The organism is Gluconobacter kanchanaburiensis NBRC 103587, from assembly GCF_007988905.1.
Lineage (GTDB): Bacteria > Pseudomonadota > Alphaproteobacteria > Acetobacterales > Acetobacteraceae > Gluconobacter > Gluconobacter kanchanaburiensis.
Map to the genome: position 1 here is coordinate 25,395 of NZ_BJVA01000014.1, position 15,652 is coordinate 41,046.

The 15,652-nt window shown below is 59.4% G+C and carries 15 protein-coding genes; 5 read left to right on the top strand and 10 right to left on the bottom strand.

Features of this window, described 5'->3' with window-relative positions:
- Positions 1-21: 21 nt before the first annotated feature.
- The 3 genes from GKA01_RS10610 to GKA01_RS10620 are packed head-to-tail and all read left to right on the top strand — an operon-like array spanning position 22 to position 4,881.
- Entirely contained in the window at positions 22-2,367 is a 2,346-nt protein-coding gene (locus GKA01_RS10610) for a TonB-dependent receptor (RefSeq protein ID WP_146862660.1), read from the top strand.
- 51 nt (positions 2,368-2,418) lie between these two features.
- A complete protein-coding gene (locus GKA01_RS10615) occupies positions 2,419-3,702 on the top strand; it encodes an MFS transporter (RefSeq protein ID WP_146862663.1) in 1,284 nt (427 codons plus the stop codon).
- A 42-nt stretch (positions 3,703-3,744) separates the two neighbouring features.
- Positions 3,745-4,881, top strand: coding sequence for a M20 family metallopeptidase (locus GKA01_RS10620; protein ID WP_146862666.1), 1,137 nt, complete (start codon positions 3,745-3,747; stop codon positions 4,879-4,881).
- Positions 4,882-5,048: 167 nt separating this feature from the next.
- On the opposite strand, the gene GKA01_RS10625 is transcribed toward GKA01_RS10620, so the two are convergent.
- The 3 genes from GKA01_RS10625 to ahpC all read right to left on the bottom strand — a co-directional run bounded on the left by GKA01_RS10625 (position 5,049) and on the right by ahpC (position 7,987).
- Positions 5,049-5,681 (bottom strand): LysE family translocator, encoded by a 633-nt coding sequence (locus tag GKA01_RS10625; protein ID WP_146862669.1) that lies wholly within the window; start codon positions 5,679-5,681, stop codon positions 5,049-5,051.
- A gap of 46 nt (positions 5,682-5,727) precedes the next feature.
- Entirely contained in the window at positions 5,728-7,299 is a 1,572-nt protein-coding gene (gene ahpF / locus GKA01_RS10630; protein WP_146862672.1) for an alkyl hydroperoxide reductase subunit F, read from the bottom strand.
- 124 nt (positions 7,300-7,423) lie between these two features.
- A complete protein-coding gene (ahpC, locus tag GKA01_RS10635) occupies positions 7,424-7,987 on the bottom strand; it encodes an alkyl hydroperoxide reductase subunit C (RefSeq protein ID WP_141352581.1) in 564 nt (187 codons plus the stop codon).
- 246 nt (positions 7,988-8,233) lie between these two features.
- Here ahpC and GKA01_RS10640 point away from each other — a divergent pair, with 246 nt between their 5' ends.
- On the top strand, positions 8,234-9,163 hold the full coding sequence (locus GKA01_RS10640; protein ID WP_146862675.1) for a hydrogen peroxide-inducible genes activator: 930 nt from the start codon (positions 8,234-8,236) through the stop codon (positions 9,161-9,163).
- Between the two features lie 472 nt (positions 9,164-9,635).
- On the opposite strand, the gene GKA01_RS10645 is transcribed toward GKA01_RS10640, so the two are convergent.
- The 3 genes from GKA01_RS10645 to GKA01_RS10655 form a co-directional block, all read right to left on the bottom strand.
- Complete coding sequence (locus tag GKA01_RS10645) at positions 9,636-10,037, bottom strand: hypothetical protein (RefSeq protein WP_228120018.1); 402 nt, start codon at positions 10,035-10,037, stop codon at positions 9,636-9,638.
- A gap of 191 nt (positions 10,038-10,228) precedes the next feature.
- The gene (locus GKA01_RS10650; RefSeq protein WP_146862758.1) at positions 10,229-11,488 is read right to left on the bottom strand and encodes a cation:proton antiporter; all 1,260 of its coding nucleotides are present in this window, start codon (positions 11,486-11,488) and stop codon (positions 10,229-10,231) included.
- Between the two features lie 87 nt (positions 11,489-11,575).
- Entirely contained in the window at positions 11,576-11,968 is a 393-nt protein-coding gene (locus tag GKA01_RS10655; RefSeq protein ID WP_146862681.1) for a hypothetical protein, read from the bottom strand.
- Positions 11,969-12,205: 237 nt separating this feature from the next.
- Between GKA01_RS10655 and GKA01_RS10660 the strand changes: the two genes are divergently transcribed.
- A complete protein-coding gene (locus tag GKA01_RS10660) occupies positions 12,206-12,415 on the top strand; it encodes a hypothetical protein (protein ID WP_146862684.1) in 210 nt (69 codons plus the stop codon).
- A gap of 3 nt (positions 12,416-12,418) precedes the next feature.
- On the opposite strand, the gene GKA01_RS10665 is transcribed toward GKA01_RS10660, so the two are convergent.
- Genes GKA01_RS10665 through GKA01_RS10680 form a run of 4 tightly spaced genes read right to left on the bottom strand, consistent with a single transcriptional unit; the run spans position 12,419 to position 15,636 of the window.
- Entirely contained in the window at positions 12,419-13,066 is a 648-nt protein-coding gene (locus tag GKA01_RS10665) for a glutathione S-transferase family protein (RefSeq protein WP_146862687.1), read from the bottom strand.
- Positions 13,066-14,151 (bottom strand): tRNA 2-thiouridine(34) synthase MnmA, encoded by a 1,086-nt coding sequence (gene mnmA, locus GKA01_RS10670; protein WP_146862690.1) that lies wholly within the window; start codon positions 14,149-14,151, stop codon positions 13,066-13,068. The genes GKA01_RS10665 and mnmA overlap by 1 nt, the downstream gene beginning before the upstream one ends.
- 5 nt (positions 14,152-14,156) lie before the next feature.
- On the bottom strand, positions 14,157-14,471 hold the full coding sequence (locus GKA01_RS10675; protein ID WP_146862694.1) for a ferredoxin family 2Fe-2S iron-sulfur cluster binding protein: 315 nt from the start codon (positions 14,469-14,471) through the stop codon (positions 14,157-14,159).
- Positions 14,472-14,493: 22 nt separating this feature from the next.
- Complete coding sequence (locus GKA01_RS10680; protein ID WP_146862696.1) at positions 14,494-15,636, bottom strand: cysteine desulfurase family protein; 1,143 nt, start codon at positions 15,634-15,636, stop codon at positions 14,494-14,496.
- Positions 15,637-15,652: the final 16 nt, after the last annotated feature.

The window sequence follows — 15,652 nt, forward strand, 5'->3', positions numbered from 1 at the left end:
GGCCCGTAAAGGAGGCTTTTCATGGTGCTGCGTGCTCTTTCCCGGACTTACAAACTGACAACCGCGCTGGCATTCGGCACAGTCAGCACGACTCTTTTTCCCGCTGAGGCTGCACAGAGACATTCCGTGCATCCCCTGCGACACGCCTCCGCAAAAGGGGCGACAAATACGACTGCTGCTGCGCGGCACAGAAATGCGGGCCATGCAACATCACGAGCGGCAACTGACACCGAAACAATCCGGGTCTCGGTTCGCAGGTTGCCAACACGTTTCAACACCGAACAACATGTCGGTTCGTCAACGACGATGATCAGTTCAGAGACCCTTCAGCAGCGCGCTGTGATCACCACGACTGATATCCAGAAACTCGCGCCCAATCTCCAGATCGAAAGTCAGTACGGCTCCAGCGCCCTGAATTTCCATCTTCGCGGGGTGGGTTTCAATGACCTGACCATGAACAATACACCATCCGTCATGCCTTATATCGATGGCGTGGCTTACTCCATCTCTTCCATGACTTCAGGACCGCTCTTCGATATCGACAGCATTGGCGTCGATCCGGGACCTTCAGGTTTCACGCACGGCCAGACCACGACAGGCGGCGAGGTCCGCATCACGACAAAGGCTCCGGAGAAACAGTTTCACGCCGGCATTTCCGAAGATTTCGCGTCTTATAACAGAAGCAAAACGGATGCCTTCGTCACCGGTTCCATCACGCATAACCTGCAATACCGTCTTGCGGCGGAACTACTCGAGGATGGCGGCTATTACCGGAACCGCGATACCGGACAGTCGCTTGGCAACCAGCATACCGGAGCAATTCGCGGCAAACTCGCCTGGCAGCCGGATGAAAATACCGATGTCAATCTGACCGGATACTGGTCCCTGAACCGTTCAGAAGCACCCGGCTTTCGCATCAACAACAATCTTTCGGCCTATGCCGGACAGTACGGACGTGATCTCGGCTATTACCAGACAGGCTGGGACATCAAACCCGCTTTCGCAAAGCTCATCGGCTATCACGACACGAAACCAGATTTTAATGACCTGAACTGGGGCTTTCATCTGGCGATGGCGCACCGTTTCCGCTTCGGACAGCTCGACGTTTCCAGCGCCTATGATGCCGTGCAACTGCACGAATATCAGGATCAGGACGGCATGCTCTATGCAACGGCGGACAATTACCGCACCCAGGTCGCAAACTCCTTCACGCAGGAAGTCAGCCTGCATAACCTCAAAGACAGCCCGAGCCGTTTCACATGGGACGCCGGTCTGTATTACAACCGGGTGATGCAGAAGCAGAACAATTACTACGACTTCACCGATTATGCTCTGCGTGGATATCTGTCGGAAACGAGCTTCAGTTCGCCACAGGAAACATTCAACCAGTATGTAACTCTGGGCTACAAGGTTCTGAAGAACCTGCGCTTCGTGGGAAGCATTGCCCATGAATCGGACTCAAGGCAGCTTGTCGATCTGACGACAATCCATGTCGGACACAACGATCTCAACTTCGGAACCCATGGGGCGCTGGCCAACCAGTTCACCGGCAAGATCGGTGTCGAATATCAGGCAACACCGACCAGTCTGTTCTACGCGGATATCCGCAAAGGCATGAAGCCGGGTGGTTTTACCGCCAACAATACGGTCGTGGCGCAACAGGCCCAGCCCATCAAGCCCGAGACAATTCTGGCGTATGAGATCGGCACGAAGAACGACTTCTTCTCCCACCGTCTCCGTCTGAATGCCGCCGCCTTCTATTACGATTATCGCGACCAGCAGGTCCTCGGGAACATCGTCGTTCCCAGCTATGGCTCCGTCGGCTCCTATGTCAGCGTTCCGCGCTCGACGATCTGGGGTGTTGAAGGCTCCATGGAGGCACATCCGACCCGGGACCTGACCCTGACGCAGGTCGTAGGATACCAGCGCGGCGTCTATGACCAGTTCCATTCGATCAACGCGACACAGGTGAACGCCTATTACGCCAAGACCGGCATCTGGCAGGCCTTTTACAGCGACTATCATGGCGTCGACAGCGGCATCCCGAAAATTTCGATGAACGGATCCGCCATTTACACCTTCCATGTTCTTCCGCGGTATCATGTCCTGTTCGACGTCGATTACTCCTATCGCGGCGCCGAAGGTCTCATTCCCGGAAATCCACCGTACAGGACCGTTCCGGCCTATTTCCTTCTGAATTCTTTCCTGACCTTCGAGCCCAATTCAAAAAAATGGTCCGCCACGATCTATTCGACCAATCTCGCCAACCGGAAATATGATCTGACGCGCTCCCAGGCCACGAACGTCCAGACCGCCATTTCGGGTCCGCCTCGTTTCATTGGCGGCCGTGTGAATTACAATTTCTGATGCTGCAGAACACACCACGGAACACAGTCGCCAACCAGAAGGCCCCCCTGAATGACGGATAAGAAAGCTGTCAGGACAATCGCCGCCGCAACCGTTGGCAACGCACTGGAATTCTTCGACTTTACCGTCTTTACGGCCTATGCGGTCTATATCGGCGACTATTTCTTCGGAAGTACGGACGATTATGTCCGGATTCTTCAGGCTGTTTCCGTCTTCGGTCTCGGTTTCGTCGCCCGCCCCCTGGGCGCTCTTCTGATCGGCTATTACGCCGATACGCGGGGCCGGAAGGCAGCGATGACCCTGACCCTGCTGTCCATGTGCATCGGCTCGCTGCTCATTGCGATCCTTCCGGGGTACAGGTCGATCGGCATCGCCGCTCCGGCCCTGCTGCTCGTAGCGCGCCTGCTTCAGGGATTTTCAGTAGGCGGCGAAATGGGGCCAGCCACGGCCTTTCTGGTCGAAGCCGCACCCGATACGAAAACATCACGCCGGGCCGCATCCTGGCAACTGGCCAGCCAGTCCTTCGCCACCATCGCTTCCGGCCTTCTAGGAGCGCTCCTGAGCATTCTCCTGACCCGTCAGGAACTTGCGGGCTGGGGATGGCGCATTCCCTTTGCGATCGGGGCGATGATCGGCCCCATTGGCCTCTGGCTCCGGGGCGCCCTGGAAGAGACACTCGTCCCTGCCGAAAACGATACACCGCCTCCGCATATCCTATCAGTCTTCACGCGAATGCCCGTGGAAGTGCTGTCCGGAATGCTGATTACCGCAGGCGGAACCGTCCTTCAGTATTTCTTCCTGTACTGCGCCCTGTTTGCCGGTAAGAATCTGCATTTTCATGCGCTACCCGCCCTTTCGGTCAATATCGCGATCGGTGCGGGAACGGCTTTCGGGGCAATTGCGAGCGGCTATCTGGTCTCAAGAGTCGGGCAAACGGCCATCGTCGTAACATGCCGCATCATTCTGGCCTGCACCATCGTGCCGGTCTTCGTCCTGTTCTCTCACGGCGCGGGCTTCGTCACCGTCTTCGCCCTGCTTGGTTTTCTCGCCATTTTCCACGGCGCAGCCTCCGGGACCGGGACGGGAATTCTTGCGCGCCTCTTTCCCATGCCCGTCAGAACCATCGGCGTCGGATGCGCCTATTCACTGGCAGTCACGGTGTTTGGCGGCTCGGCCCAGCCAATCTTCACCGTCATCATCAACCACACCGGTAGCTCAGTCTCGTGGTGCTTCTACGTCGTGGTCATGGCGCTCCTGTCCACGGTGCCCTTTCTGTGGATGAGAAAACGTCTGCGCGACACCCCGACCATGCTGTCCACAGCGTCTGACACCTGATTTTCATCACCCTGATCTTTCCAGCCATCTGAAAGCATTTTCATGAAGATGTCCTCCGAAGACCTGTCGTCCTTCCTCGCCGAACTCAAGGACTGGGTCAGCATCGAGACACCGACCACAAGCCCCGAAAAGGTGAACGAACTGGGACGGCTGATCATGTCCCGCGCCGAGGAGGCGGGCCTTGCCACCGAAATCCACACTGGAAACACGGATACCCGCGGCGCGGCCCTCGGCGACCACATCGTGCTGTACGACCCGCAAAGACGGTCGAACGAAAAGGGCATCCTGCTTCTCAGCCATATCGACACCGTCCATCCGATCGGAACACTTGCCTACACCCTTCCCTGGAAAGAAGAGGGCGACCGGATCTATGGCCCCGGTATTGCCGACATGAAAGCAGGCGTCCTGCTCGCCTTCAGGGCGCTTGCGCGTCTGGCGCGGACATCACCGCTGCCGATCCGGATGCTGATCGTCTCCGACGAGGAAATCGGCAGCCCATCCTCCCGTCGGCTGATCGAGGAAGAAGCCGCAAAGGCAAAATATGTTCTCGTGACGGAGCCCGGGCGGCCGGGCAACGGGATCGTCAGCGGTCGCAAGGGTGTCGGGCGCTATTTTCTGTCCTGTCACGGACGACCCGCCCATTCCGGCCGGGCGCACGCCGAGGGACGCAGCGCCATCCGCGAACTGGCCCATCAGATCCTTGCCCTTGAAGCCATGACGGATGAAAGCCGGGGCATTACGGTCAATGTCGGTCTCATTACCGGCGGCACGGGGGCCAATGTCGTGGCGGAACATGCCTCTGCCGTCGTTGACCTCCGCGTGCCGGACCGTAAAACCGGAGCGGAAATGAACGCGCGTATTCTTGGTCTCAAGTCGGTTGATCCGGATGTTGCATTCACGGTGGAAGGCGATCTCAACCGTCCCGGTTACGTCAAGGATCAGGGCATTTCCGATCTGGTCCTGAAAGCCGAAAGCATTTCGAAGGCCGCTGGCCAGACCGTTTTCGATCTATCCAGCGGCGGCGGATCGGACGGAAATTTCTCCGCCGCCATGGGTGTCCCCACACTCGATGCACTCGGGATCGTCGGGGACGGTGCCCATACATTGCAGGAGTACATCGAAGTCTCCAGCATCCCGGTACGATGGAATCTTCTGACGGAACTAATCCTGCAAGGCTGACTGAAAATGGCGCGCCTCAGAACAGGCGCGCCCGTTTCCTGACTTTCAGGAAAATCTGCGCATATCGGCGGGGCGTGCCTTCAGTGATGGGCAATGCCGTAAGACACGATGGCGCAGGTTGCTCCTACGACGAAGCAGATCATGAAGAGAGAGGTTCTGGTCATCGGTCAGGCCCTCCGGCTCAGCGCCAGTTTAAGGCTGAACGCCAGAAAAATGCTACCCGTCAGCCGGTCCATGCGCCGCACGACCGTCGCACTCGACAAAAACCGGCCCAAAGGCACCGTCAGCACAACGAGCAGCGCCAGCCACGAGAACGACAACAGCGCCTGAATGGCCGTCAGCAGGAGCGAAAACTCCTTCACGTTCACATGCGGCGGAATGAACTGCGGCATGAACGTCATATAGAAAATGCCGACCTTGGGATTGAGCAGATTCGTCAGCAATCCTCGGCTGAAGGCCGCACGGGCATCGGCCTGCACCGGCACCGCTTCCGCTGCCCCGAGCGACGTCCGGGGACGCAGGATCAATCCGATCCCGAGCCAGGCCAGATACAGCGCACCAGCCCATTTGACGACCGTAAACGCCGTTTCCGACGCGGCCAGCAGAGCCGTGAGACCAAATGCCGCCGCCAGCCCCCAGATCCCAAGCCCAAGACAGATCCCGACAACCGCCGCCAAACCAGCCTTCCAGCCCGACGTCGTGGCGGTGCGCAATGTCATGGCCGTATCGAGGCCCGGCGTAATCGTGAAGACAGCAGCGGCGGCCGCAAAAGTAAGAAGAGGGATCAGGTAAGGATGCATGATCAGAATCTACACCCCGCCCTGAAAATCCCCAATCCTCTTTTCTTTATCCGACCTTTGCAGCCACTGGCAGACGAATCAGGTAATCGAAAGCCGACAGGGACGCCTTTGCCCCCTCACCCATAGCAATGACGATCTGCTTGTATGGAACAGTCGTCGCATCACCGGCCGCGAAAACGCCTGGAACAGATGTCGCGCAATGATCATCAATGATGATTTCTCCGTAAGGGCTGAGCGTCAACGCGCCCTTGAGCCATTCGGTATTCGGCAGCAGGCCAATCTGAATGAACACGCCGTCCGTCCTGATCTGATGTAGCCCACCATCACCGTCGCTATAGGCCAGGGCCGTGACCTCCTTGCCATTCCCTTCGATCTTCGTGGTGAGGGCATTGGTCAGGACCGTCACATTGGACAGACTCAGCAGCTTGTCCTGCAACACCTTGTCCGCCTTCAGATGCGCGCCACGCTGCAGCAACGTGACATGCGAGACGATGCCGGCAAGATCGATTGCCGCTTCCACACCGCTATTGCCACCGCCGGTGACAACAACCGGACGCCCCTTGTAGAATGGACCATCACAATGCGGGCAGTAAGCGACGCCCTTCGTGCGATATTCCTCTTCGCCCGGAACCCCCAGATGCCGCCAGCGCGCGCCGGTCGCAATGATGACCGTCTTCGAACGCAACGTCGCACCGCTTTCCAGAACGATCTGGTGCAGACCACCGACTTCCTCAGCCGGGATCAGCTTCGCTGCAAGCTGGGATGCAATGATCTGCACGTCATACTGACGCACATGGGCTTCGAGCGCTGCCGAGAGTTTCGGCCCTTCCGTTTCCTGCACGGAAATGAAGTTCTCGATCCCGGCCGTATCCATGACCTGACCGCCAAACCGCTCCGCCACAAGACCAGTCCGCAGCCCCTTACGCGCGGAATAGATCGCCGCCGCATCGCCCGCAGGCCCAGCGCCAAGTACCAGCACGTCAAACGGTGCCATGTCGTTCAGCTTTTCCGCCGAACGTGCGACCGAAGCCGTATCCAGCTTGGCCAGAATATCCGCCACTTCCATCCGACCCGACGCAAAAGGCTCGCCATTCAGATAGACCTGCGGGACAGAACGAATGCCAAGACGCTCCACCTCGTCCTGAAAATCCGCGCCATCAATAGCGGTGTGACGGATCTTCGGATTCAGCACACTCATGGCATTGAGCGCCTGCACTACGTCCGGGCAGTTCTGGCAGGACTGCGAGAAATACGTCTCGAAATGGAACTCCCCGTCCAGTGCGCGGATCTGCTCGACCACATCTGCCTCGATTTTCGGCGGATGGCCGCTGACCTGAAGCAACGCCAGAACCAGAGACGTGAACTCATGCCCCATCGGCAGACCCGCAAAGCAGACCTGAATATCCGTATCGGGGCGGCGGATGACGAAGGACGGCGTGCGGGAACCCTGCCCTTTGTCCGAAAACGTCACCTTGGGGGACAGGCTTGCAATGTCTTCCAGCAAGCCGCGCACTTCTGCCGAACGAGCATCCGCGCCAAGGGTCGCCTCAAGCACGACCGCATCACGCAGGTACTCCATATAGGCGCGCATCTGGGTTTTCAGGTCGTCCTGAAGCATCTTTTTTCTCCGGATTTCGGGACTGGAAAATTTCGAACCGGAAGACTGTCCGGCTCAGCCGCCCCCTAAGGAGGCGGAAGCGGGTGGCGCCCGAAAGCCCCACCCTGATCAGATCCGGGAAAGATCAGATCTTGCCGACGAGGTCGAGGGACGGCTTCAGCGTTTCGCCGCCTTCCTTCCACTTGGCCGGGCAGACTTCGCCCGGATGGCTTGCGACATACTGCGCAGCCTGAATCTTCTCCAGAAGTTCGGTCGCGCTGCGGCCGACACCACCGGCGGTGATCTCAATGTACTGGATCTTGCCTTCCGGATCGATCAGGAACGTGCCGCGATCGGCCATGCCGGCTTCTTCTATCAGCACATCAAAGTTGCGTGCAATCGCACCCGTCGGATCGCCCAGCATCGTGTACTTGATCTTGCCGATAGCCGGGGACGTGTCGTGCCAGGCCTTGTGCGTGAAATGCTTGTCCGTGGAGACGGAGAAAATTTCCACGCCCAGCTTGTCGAAAGCGGCCTGATTGTCGGCGAGGTCTTCGAGTTCCGTCGGACAGACGAACGTGAAATCGGCCGGATAGAAGAAGAAGACGGACCACTTGCCGCGAACGTCGGAGTCCGTGACCGTGAGGAACTCACCGTTGCGGAAAGCATCGGTAGAGAAGGGCTTCAGCGGGGAGTTGATGCGTACCATCAGACTGTCTCCTGACCTTGGGTTGGTGTTGTGTTGCGGACTCTGTGTCACACAGAAAGAGAGAGACAGGAAACAGTTCCTGTCAATATGACTGATCGCTAAAACCGAACTTATGAGATGAAGATATCAAGCATCCCGATCATGATATGAACCCTGCCCTTAGGAAACAGCCTCTTCCGACGTTATTTTCCTTTAACAGGCAGAACCGCACTTCCCCATGACGTTATTCGATCCTATCTATGAAATATGAGCTATGTTCCCCTTTCCGGCCTGTCCCTCCGCGATATTGAATATGTGGTTGCGGTCGATGACCTGCGCAACTTCTCTCGCGCGGCTGAACGCTGCGGCGTCAGTCAGGCCGGACTGTCCGAACAGGTCCGCAAGCTCGAACAGCTTCTGGACGTCACCCTTTTCGAACGCTCACGACGTCACGTTGCGCCAACTCCCGATGGTGAGCGCCTGCTCGCACTGGGTCGCGAGGTGCTGGCGGCGGCGCGTAATCTGCTCGAAGTCGCCCGGGCGCAGACCGGCCCGATGGACGGCGCGTTGCGCCTCGGCGTCATCCCCACACTTGGCCCATATTACATTCCCGGCCTTCTCCCCCGGCTGCGGGAACATTATCCCTCCCTTAGCCTTCGTCTGCGCGAGAGCATGACGAATACGCTCATTCACGCTCTGCGCAACAGCGAACTCGACGTTGCCCTGATGGCGCTACCCGTCCCTTCGGACTCCCTGGAAAGCGCGCCGATCTTCGAGGAATCCTTCCTCGCCGTTTTCCCGAGCACGCATGAGTTAGCACAAAAGCCGAAACTCTCCCTCAGCCAGCTTGGACGCCCGGACCTGCTCCTGCTGGAAGACGGCCACTGCCTGCGCGATCAGGCCCTGTCCGTCTGTCCGACCGTCCCCCGCGACGGCGAGCAGCGACTGGCCACCAGCCTTGAAATGCTATGGTACATGATCGGCGCCGGAGAAGGCTTTTCCCTTATTCCTCAACTAGCCCTGCGCAACCGAACCGATTTCGAGGACCTGATCACCGTCCGCACTCTCCCCGAGCGTGAGGCGCGCCGGACCATCGGCCTCACATGGCGCGCCTCCGATCCACGTGCACCCGTGTTCCGAGAATTTGCCGCCTATCTGCGCAGTATCACGCCGGAACACTGCCACCCACGTTCCTAAATCCAGAATTCCATGAACAGACGAAATATCGCGATCCTGATATAGCCGGAACGGTTTACAGCGTAGTGCTGAGCTTTATGATCTTAGGAATCGCGGTGCAGACCTTCATCCTCCCGTCCACTGTCTGGCAGGGCTGCTGGATTTTGTCGTGTGGACAGCCCGGTGTGGCGATGAGCGGACCTTTCCCTGGCCATCGCGGGGAAAATTCCTAGACGAGAGCGCCCATTTCCGGAGCTGGACTTCCGGACTACTGCCCGGTCCGGACATGACATACTGGCGGGGTACGGCCTCTTCTGCCTCTTATTACGCACACTGGGAGCCGGGCACTTATCATCCCACCTATCCCGGTTAAGAGACACAATCCGCCCTGCAATATTTCGGCAAAACGACGTTTCATTTCCGGCCAGCCGTCAGCACCTAGGTCCTCCGGCCTCCCCTTAAGCGTGAAGCCGTAAAGACCTGAGACTTATTTTCACTGAACTGCGTTACAGCGACGGGTTGAACCCGGGAAATCGGAGCATTCGCCCTTCGCAGCTTCCCAGCCAAAGTCCATTTCGGGCCCTGCCATTCCGTTGTTCTGGAATTCGGTCGTCACCGCATTCACCTTGGTCACGCGTCCCTGGCCATACACCAGATCGACATACCCGTTATGGAAACCCGGAACCTTTCCAACCCCTTCAAAATAGGTCGGTTTGCCGTCCTTGCCCGGCACGCCGAACAGCTTAACCACCTGCGCGGGCGTTGCATGTTCAAGCTTTCTGAGAAAATCCGGAGAGAGACTCTGACAACTGATTTCAGGTCGCGGATCCTCACCCACATTCGACTGCCAGCAGGCTCTCTGCCCCTTCAGGGGGGTCGCCCGCGCGTCCTGCATTCCTACAAACCCGGTACCCGCTAGCCCGCATCCAAAAACTACGGCTACCAAGAAACCCTTCGAATACCGCAAACGTACCATATGTGAACACTCCACCAGAATTCTGTGTTTTCCAAACCTATCACAGCCGGCTTCACAGACCGACAGGGAGAACCGAACACCTTTTCCTGAAGTCTTTCTTCCCGACGGCGTCAGGCAGGAGGCGCGGTTTCGGGATAAAGACGCCGCACCACACGCTCCATCGTCAGGCCCTGCACGATGATCGTAAAGACAACCACGCCATAACAGACGGGAAGGAGCGTATCGCGCAGCTCGCCCGCAGGCAGCCCAAGCGCCAGCGCTACGGAAATGCCGCCCCGCAGCCCACCCCATGTCAGAACACCCAGCGCACGACCGCGCTCCCCCGGCCGCAGATGGACCGGCATCGTGGACAGGAAAACACTTGCCCCGCGAACCAGCACAGAAAGCGGAATCACCACCAGCATTGTCAGGAACGGAGGCAGATGAGGCCTGATTTCCAGCAGTTCAAAACCAATCAGCAGGAACAGCAGCGCATTGAGGATTTCGTCGATCAGGTTCCAGAAAAGGACCATTTCCTCGCGGGATTTCGCAGGGATCGACCGGTGCCCCGTTTTGCTGGCCAGACTCATTCCAGCCACCACCACAGCGATAGGGCCTGACATATGCAGCCCATTCGCCAGGCTGTACGTCCCCGTGGCCAGCGCCAGAGACCCCAGAAGGTCGATCTGCATGTCGTCCACGCCCCGCAGCAGCAGGAGCGTCAGCCAGCCCGTGACAGCACCAAGTAGTCCTCCGCCCACGGCCTCAACCAGAAACCGCACAACGAAGTCCCCCATGGAAACAGACTCCGCCTCCCCCGTCGCCAATCCGATCATGGTTCCGAAAATAACGACCCCCACGCCGTCATTGAAAAGGCTCTCACCCGCGAAAGTCGCCTGAAGCGCGGGGGGCAGACCAAGACGCCGAAGCATCCCCACAACAGAAACGGGATCGGTCGGTGCCAGCATGGCACCTAAAAGCACACACCAGCTAAAGGGAACGGCAAGCCCGAAGACCGGAAAAATCAGCCAGACCGGCACAGCCAGCAGCCCCACGGCAAGCGATGTTCCCAGAATCGCAAGGGCGGCAACAGACTTTCCACGCGATACCAGCAATCCGAGATCCACCTGCATCGCGCCCGCAAAAAGCAGGAAGGACAGTGCGCCGTCCAGCAAGGTGCGCGGAAGGTTGATCGTCCCGAGAAGGGTCTGGGGAACCTGTTGCAGGTCGTAGCCTGGAAACAGCGGATTCAGGAGCATGACAATCAGGGAAATCAGCATCGAGATCAGCAGGATCCCGATGGTCAGCGGAAGCTTCAACGTCCGGTAATTGATAATCCCGAACAACGTCGCCACAGCCAGCAACAGAGCAAACAGCCCCAGAGAGTTCATATCCGCAGGCCTCTCCCAGTTTTGCGCTCGGCCGTCCCGGTCGCGCCTCACGATATCGCAGGCTGGCGACACATTACCGCCCTTCTCCTAACTCCTTACAACAGGGCGAAGTTTCCTGCGAAAGCTCTCCTGCCCCATACTATCAGCGCCACCAGCCCTTCCGCCCCTGATCACAGACAGCCGTGGCAGCAGTCCCCTCGACATTGAGATCCGACAGACGACTGACCAGAAAGCCCACAATCGCTGAGTCCTCCGCCGCCAGACCGTAACCTTCATGATCCAGAACATCCTGCGCACGCCTTTTGAAGCCTCGCGCAGGTTGCCCTCCAGCACACAGGGATTGATGTAGCTGCGCTTGCAGGCCGCAGGTGTGTTGCCAAGCTTGACCGCCATGGATTTGACGGCCGTGACGAGCTGTTTCTTGGTCTTGGTGTCGTACTGGGTGAATACACAAAACGTCACGGCAACAAGCTGTGTCACGGCCCAGGTGCATGAGCCCGCGTCTTTGCATTCATTCCGTGCATCCCATCCCTATTTCGGGACATAGAGCGTTGAGCAACGGCCGCAGTTTCTGAAGAAGGATGACCACCCCCCTCTTTCCTGCCACGTGACGGTAGACCTGTGTATCTGCAATTACGCTTTCTTACCGTTCCTGACATGACAGTCATACGGTCCCGACGCATGACTTTTACGACGCATCCAAAGGAACCGGGCATCGTGAAACACACAGGCGCCGTCGCGCTCTTCGTCCTACTCGCAGCCTGCGCCTCCAGAGGGCCGGCTGACATGGCGACCACAACCAACGACGACGACCCGGGTTACAGCGTCCGAAGCCATCAGGGCGGCGGAATGGGCGGCAATGGCAGTATCTGGAGCGAAGTCCTGCGGACTGCACTCCAAACCGGCATGGGCTTCGTCCATCACTGAGCGTCAGTAAATCAGACGCCACTCCGGCGGCTCTGCTATTGCAAGATCGTACCATTCCCGCATCAACGGATGATCGAGCATCATCCGGACCCATACCTTTACGACAGGATCGACATCCAGTTCGAACGTGTGAATGCGGATGGCGATCGGCGCATACATGCAGTCCGCAACCGTCATCCGCTCTCCGAACAGGAAGGGCGTCGGCTGCCCCGAACGCAGAAGCGCGCCTTTGAGTGTACGGCTCAGCAGCGCCACATCGGCCGCGAGCTCCTCACTGATCTCCGGCAGAGGCGCGGGAGTGCGCTCGACATCCATGGAGCAGTTCTGGCGGATCGGACGGAAACCGGCATGCATCTGCGCGCTGATGCTACGGGCATGTGCCCGCACGACCCGGTCTTCGGGCCACAGGGACGGCGCAATTTCCGCGCAATACTCGCAGACCGCCAGACTTTCCCAGACATCCGCACCGTCATGCTGAAGATACGGCACCATCCGGTTGGGCGAACGCGCATGAATCTCGGTCGTCCGGCCAGCACCCTTGAGCGCAATGACCTCTTCCGTCACGTCCAGCCCGGCCAGCCGCACTGCCAGCCAGCCCCTCAGGGACCAGGACGAATACCGGCGCGACCCCAAAAGCAGCACACCCGCCATCAGGCCTCTCCCGCAGTAATAAAACCGCCACCCAGCACGCGGCTTCCATCATACAGCACACAGGCCTGACCGGGCGCGGGCATCGCGGCCTCGTTCAGCTCAACCAGTGCGCCACCATTCTCCAATGGCTTTACGACAGCCTCGCGCAGCTTCTCCCGCGCGCGGATCTGTACGCCACAGCGCACACCCTCGGCAGGGGCATCAATCAGCCAGTTCATGTCGCGCAGACGCACCGTACGGCGGCTATCAGCTTCCGAAGCCTGCACGCGCGGCCCGACCACGATGCGACGCTTCGGCACATCAATGCGCGTCACCATCTGGCGCTCGCCGGTTGCGGTGTGGATATCGCCCAGACGCTTGCTCTGCCCGACCGTATAACGCGCCACGCCTTCGTGACGACCTAGAACCCTGCCGTCCTCGTCTACAATCTCGCCCTCGCCCCGTACTTCCGGACGCAGCTTCTCGACCAGTTCCGCATAGGAGCCGGTGGGGACGAAACAGATATCCTGACTGTCCGGCTTGGCCGCAATCGACAGCCCGAGCTCTTCGGCGAGCGCACGGACATGCGCCTTGTCCGGCATCTCGCCCAACGGAAAGCGCAGATAATCGAGCTGATCTTTGGTCGTGGCGAACAGAAACCAGGTCTGGTCCCGCTCGGCATCGACAGGGCGGTGCATTTCCGCCCCGTCCGGCCCTTCGACACGGCGGACGTAATGCCCGGTCGCCATGGCCTCGCAGCCCAGATCCCGCGCCATGCCCAAAAGGTCCGTGAACTTCACGCCCTGATTGCAGGCCACGCAGGGAACAGGCGTTTCGCCACGCGCATAGGCGTCCGCGAAGCTCTCGACCACACTGTCACGGAAGCGGCTTTCCGCATCAATGACGTAGTGCGGAAAGCCCAGACGGTCCGCCACGGCGCGCGCATCCATGATGTCACGCCCCGCACAGCACGCGCCTGGCTTGGCCGCCTGTCCGTGGTCGTAGAGCTGAAGAGTCGCACCAATCACCTCGTGGCCCTGCCGTTTGAGCAGCGCGGCCACTACGGAACTGTCCACGCCTCCCGACATGGCAACGAGGATCCGCATGGTGCTCAGCCCGCCTTCGGAAGGCGGACGGTCAGGCCATCCAGCGCATCCGTCATAACAATCTGGCAGCCCAGACGGGAGGTCTTTTCCAGACCGAACGCCAGGTCGAGCATGTCTTCCTCGTCATCCGTCGGCGCGCTCAGTTTCGCAGCCCATTCCGGATCGACAACCACATGGCAGGTCGCGCAGGCCAGCGAGCCTTCGCAGGCACCCTCAAGATCGAGGTCGTGCTTATGCGCAATTTCCAGCACCGACAGGCCGACAGGCGCGTCCACGTCACGACGGGTTCCGTCACGCTCGATAAAAGTCATCTTGGGCATAGGTCGTCCGTTTTTTCCGGTTTCAGTTGTGGTGGCACGCCCGGGCGGCTGCGATCAGAAAAGAGGCCGCACGGTCAATATCGGCCTTGGAGGTAAAGCGTCCGACCGACAGGCGCAAGCATCGCGATGCATCCTGTGCAGAAAGTCCTATTGCGGTCAGAACATAGGACGGCGCAATTTCCGCTGCCGTACAGGCGGATCCGGTCGAGGCGGCGATGTCCGGACAGGCTTCCAGCATATCCAGCGCTGCCAATCCTTCCGGTAGACACACATTCAGCGCGCCCGCCAGACGCGGCGCTCCAGCGCCGTTCAGAACAGTTCCCGGGAGGCCGTCCCGAAGCTGCGCCCACAGATCGTCCCGCAAAAACACCTGACGCGCGACCTCATCCGCCAGAGTGGCCGCAGCCAGTTCCGCAGCGACTCCGAACCCAACCACGAGAGGCGTCGGAACTGTTCCTGATCGGAATCCCCGCTCCTGGCCGCCGCCGGACAACAGAGGCTCCAGACGCACACGCGGACGCCGCCGGACATACAGCGCACCAATCCCTTTTGGCCCATACATCTTGTGTGCGGAAACAGATGCTAGATCCACATTGTGCAAGGACATCGGCATTTTCCCGGCCATCTGCGCCAGATCGACATGCATCAGCGCACCCGCCTCCTTCACGATTGCCGCAAGCCGGGGAATATCCTGCAACACGCCCGTCTCGTTGTTCGCGGCCATGATACTGACCAGCAGCGTCGGCACCTTCAGCGCCTCCCGCAGGGCCTCAGGATCAACCCGCCCCTCACCATCCACGCCCAGCACGACCGCCTCAAAGCCTTCGCCCATCAGCGCACGCACCGATTCCAGAACGCACTTATGCTCGGTAGCGACCGTGACGATCCGCCGTCTCGGGTCCCCCAGTCGCGCCAGATGCCGCGCCGCCCCCTTGATGGCGAGGTTGTTCGCCTCCGTCGCCCCGGACGTGAACACAATCTCCCGCGCCTCCACGCCCAAAAGCTTCGCCACGCTTTCCCGCGCCCGCTCCACGGCCTGCGCCGCCTTCCGCCCCGGCCCATGCACACTGTGCGGATTGCCAAAATCTTCCCCGAACCACGGCAACATGGCCTTCACAACCGCCGGATCACACGGCGTTGTCGAAAGATAATCGAGATAGATCATACCTACTGCCTCTTTG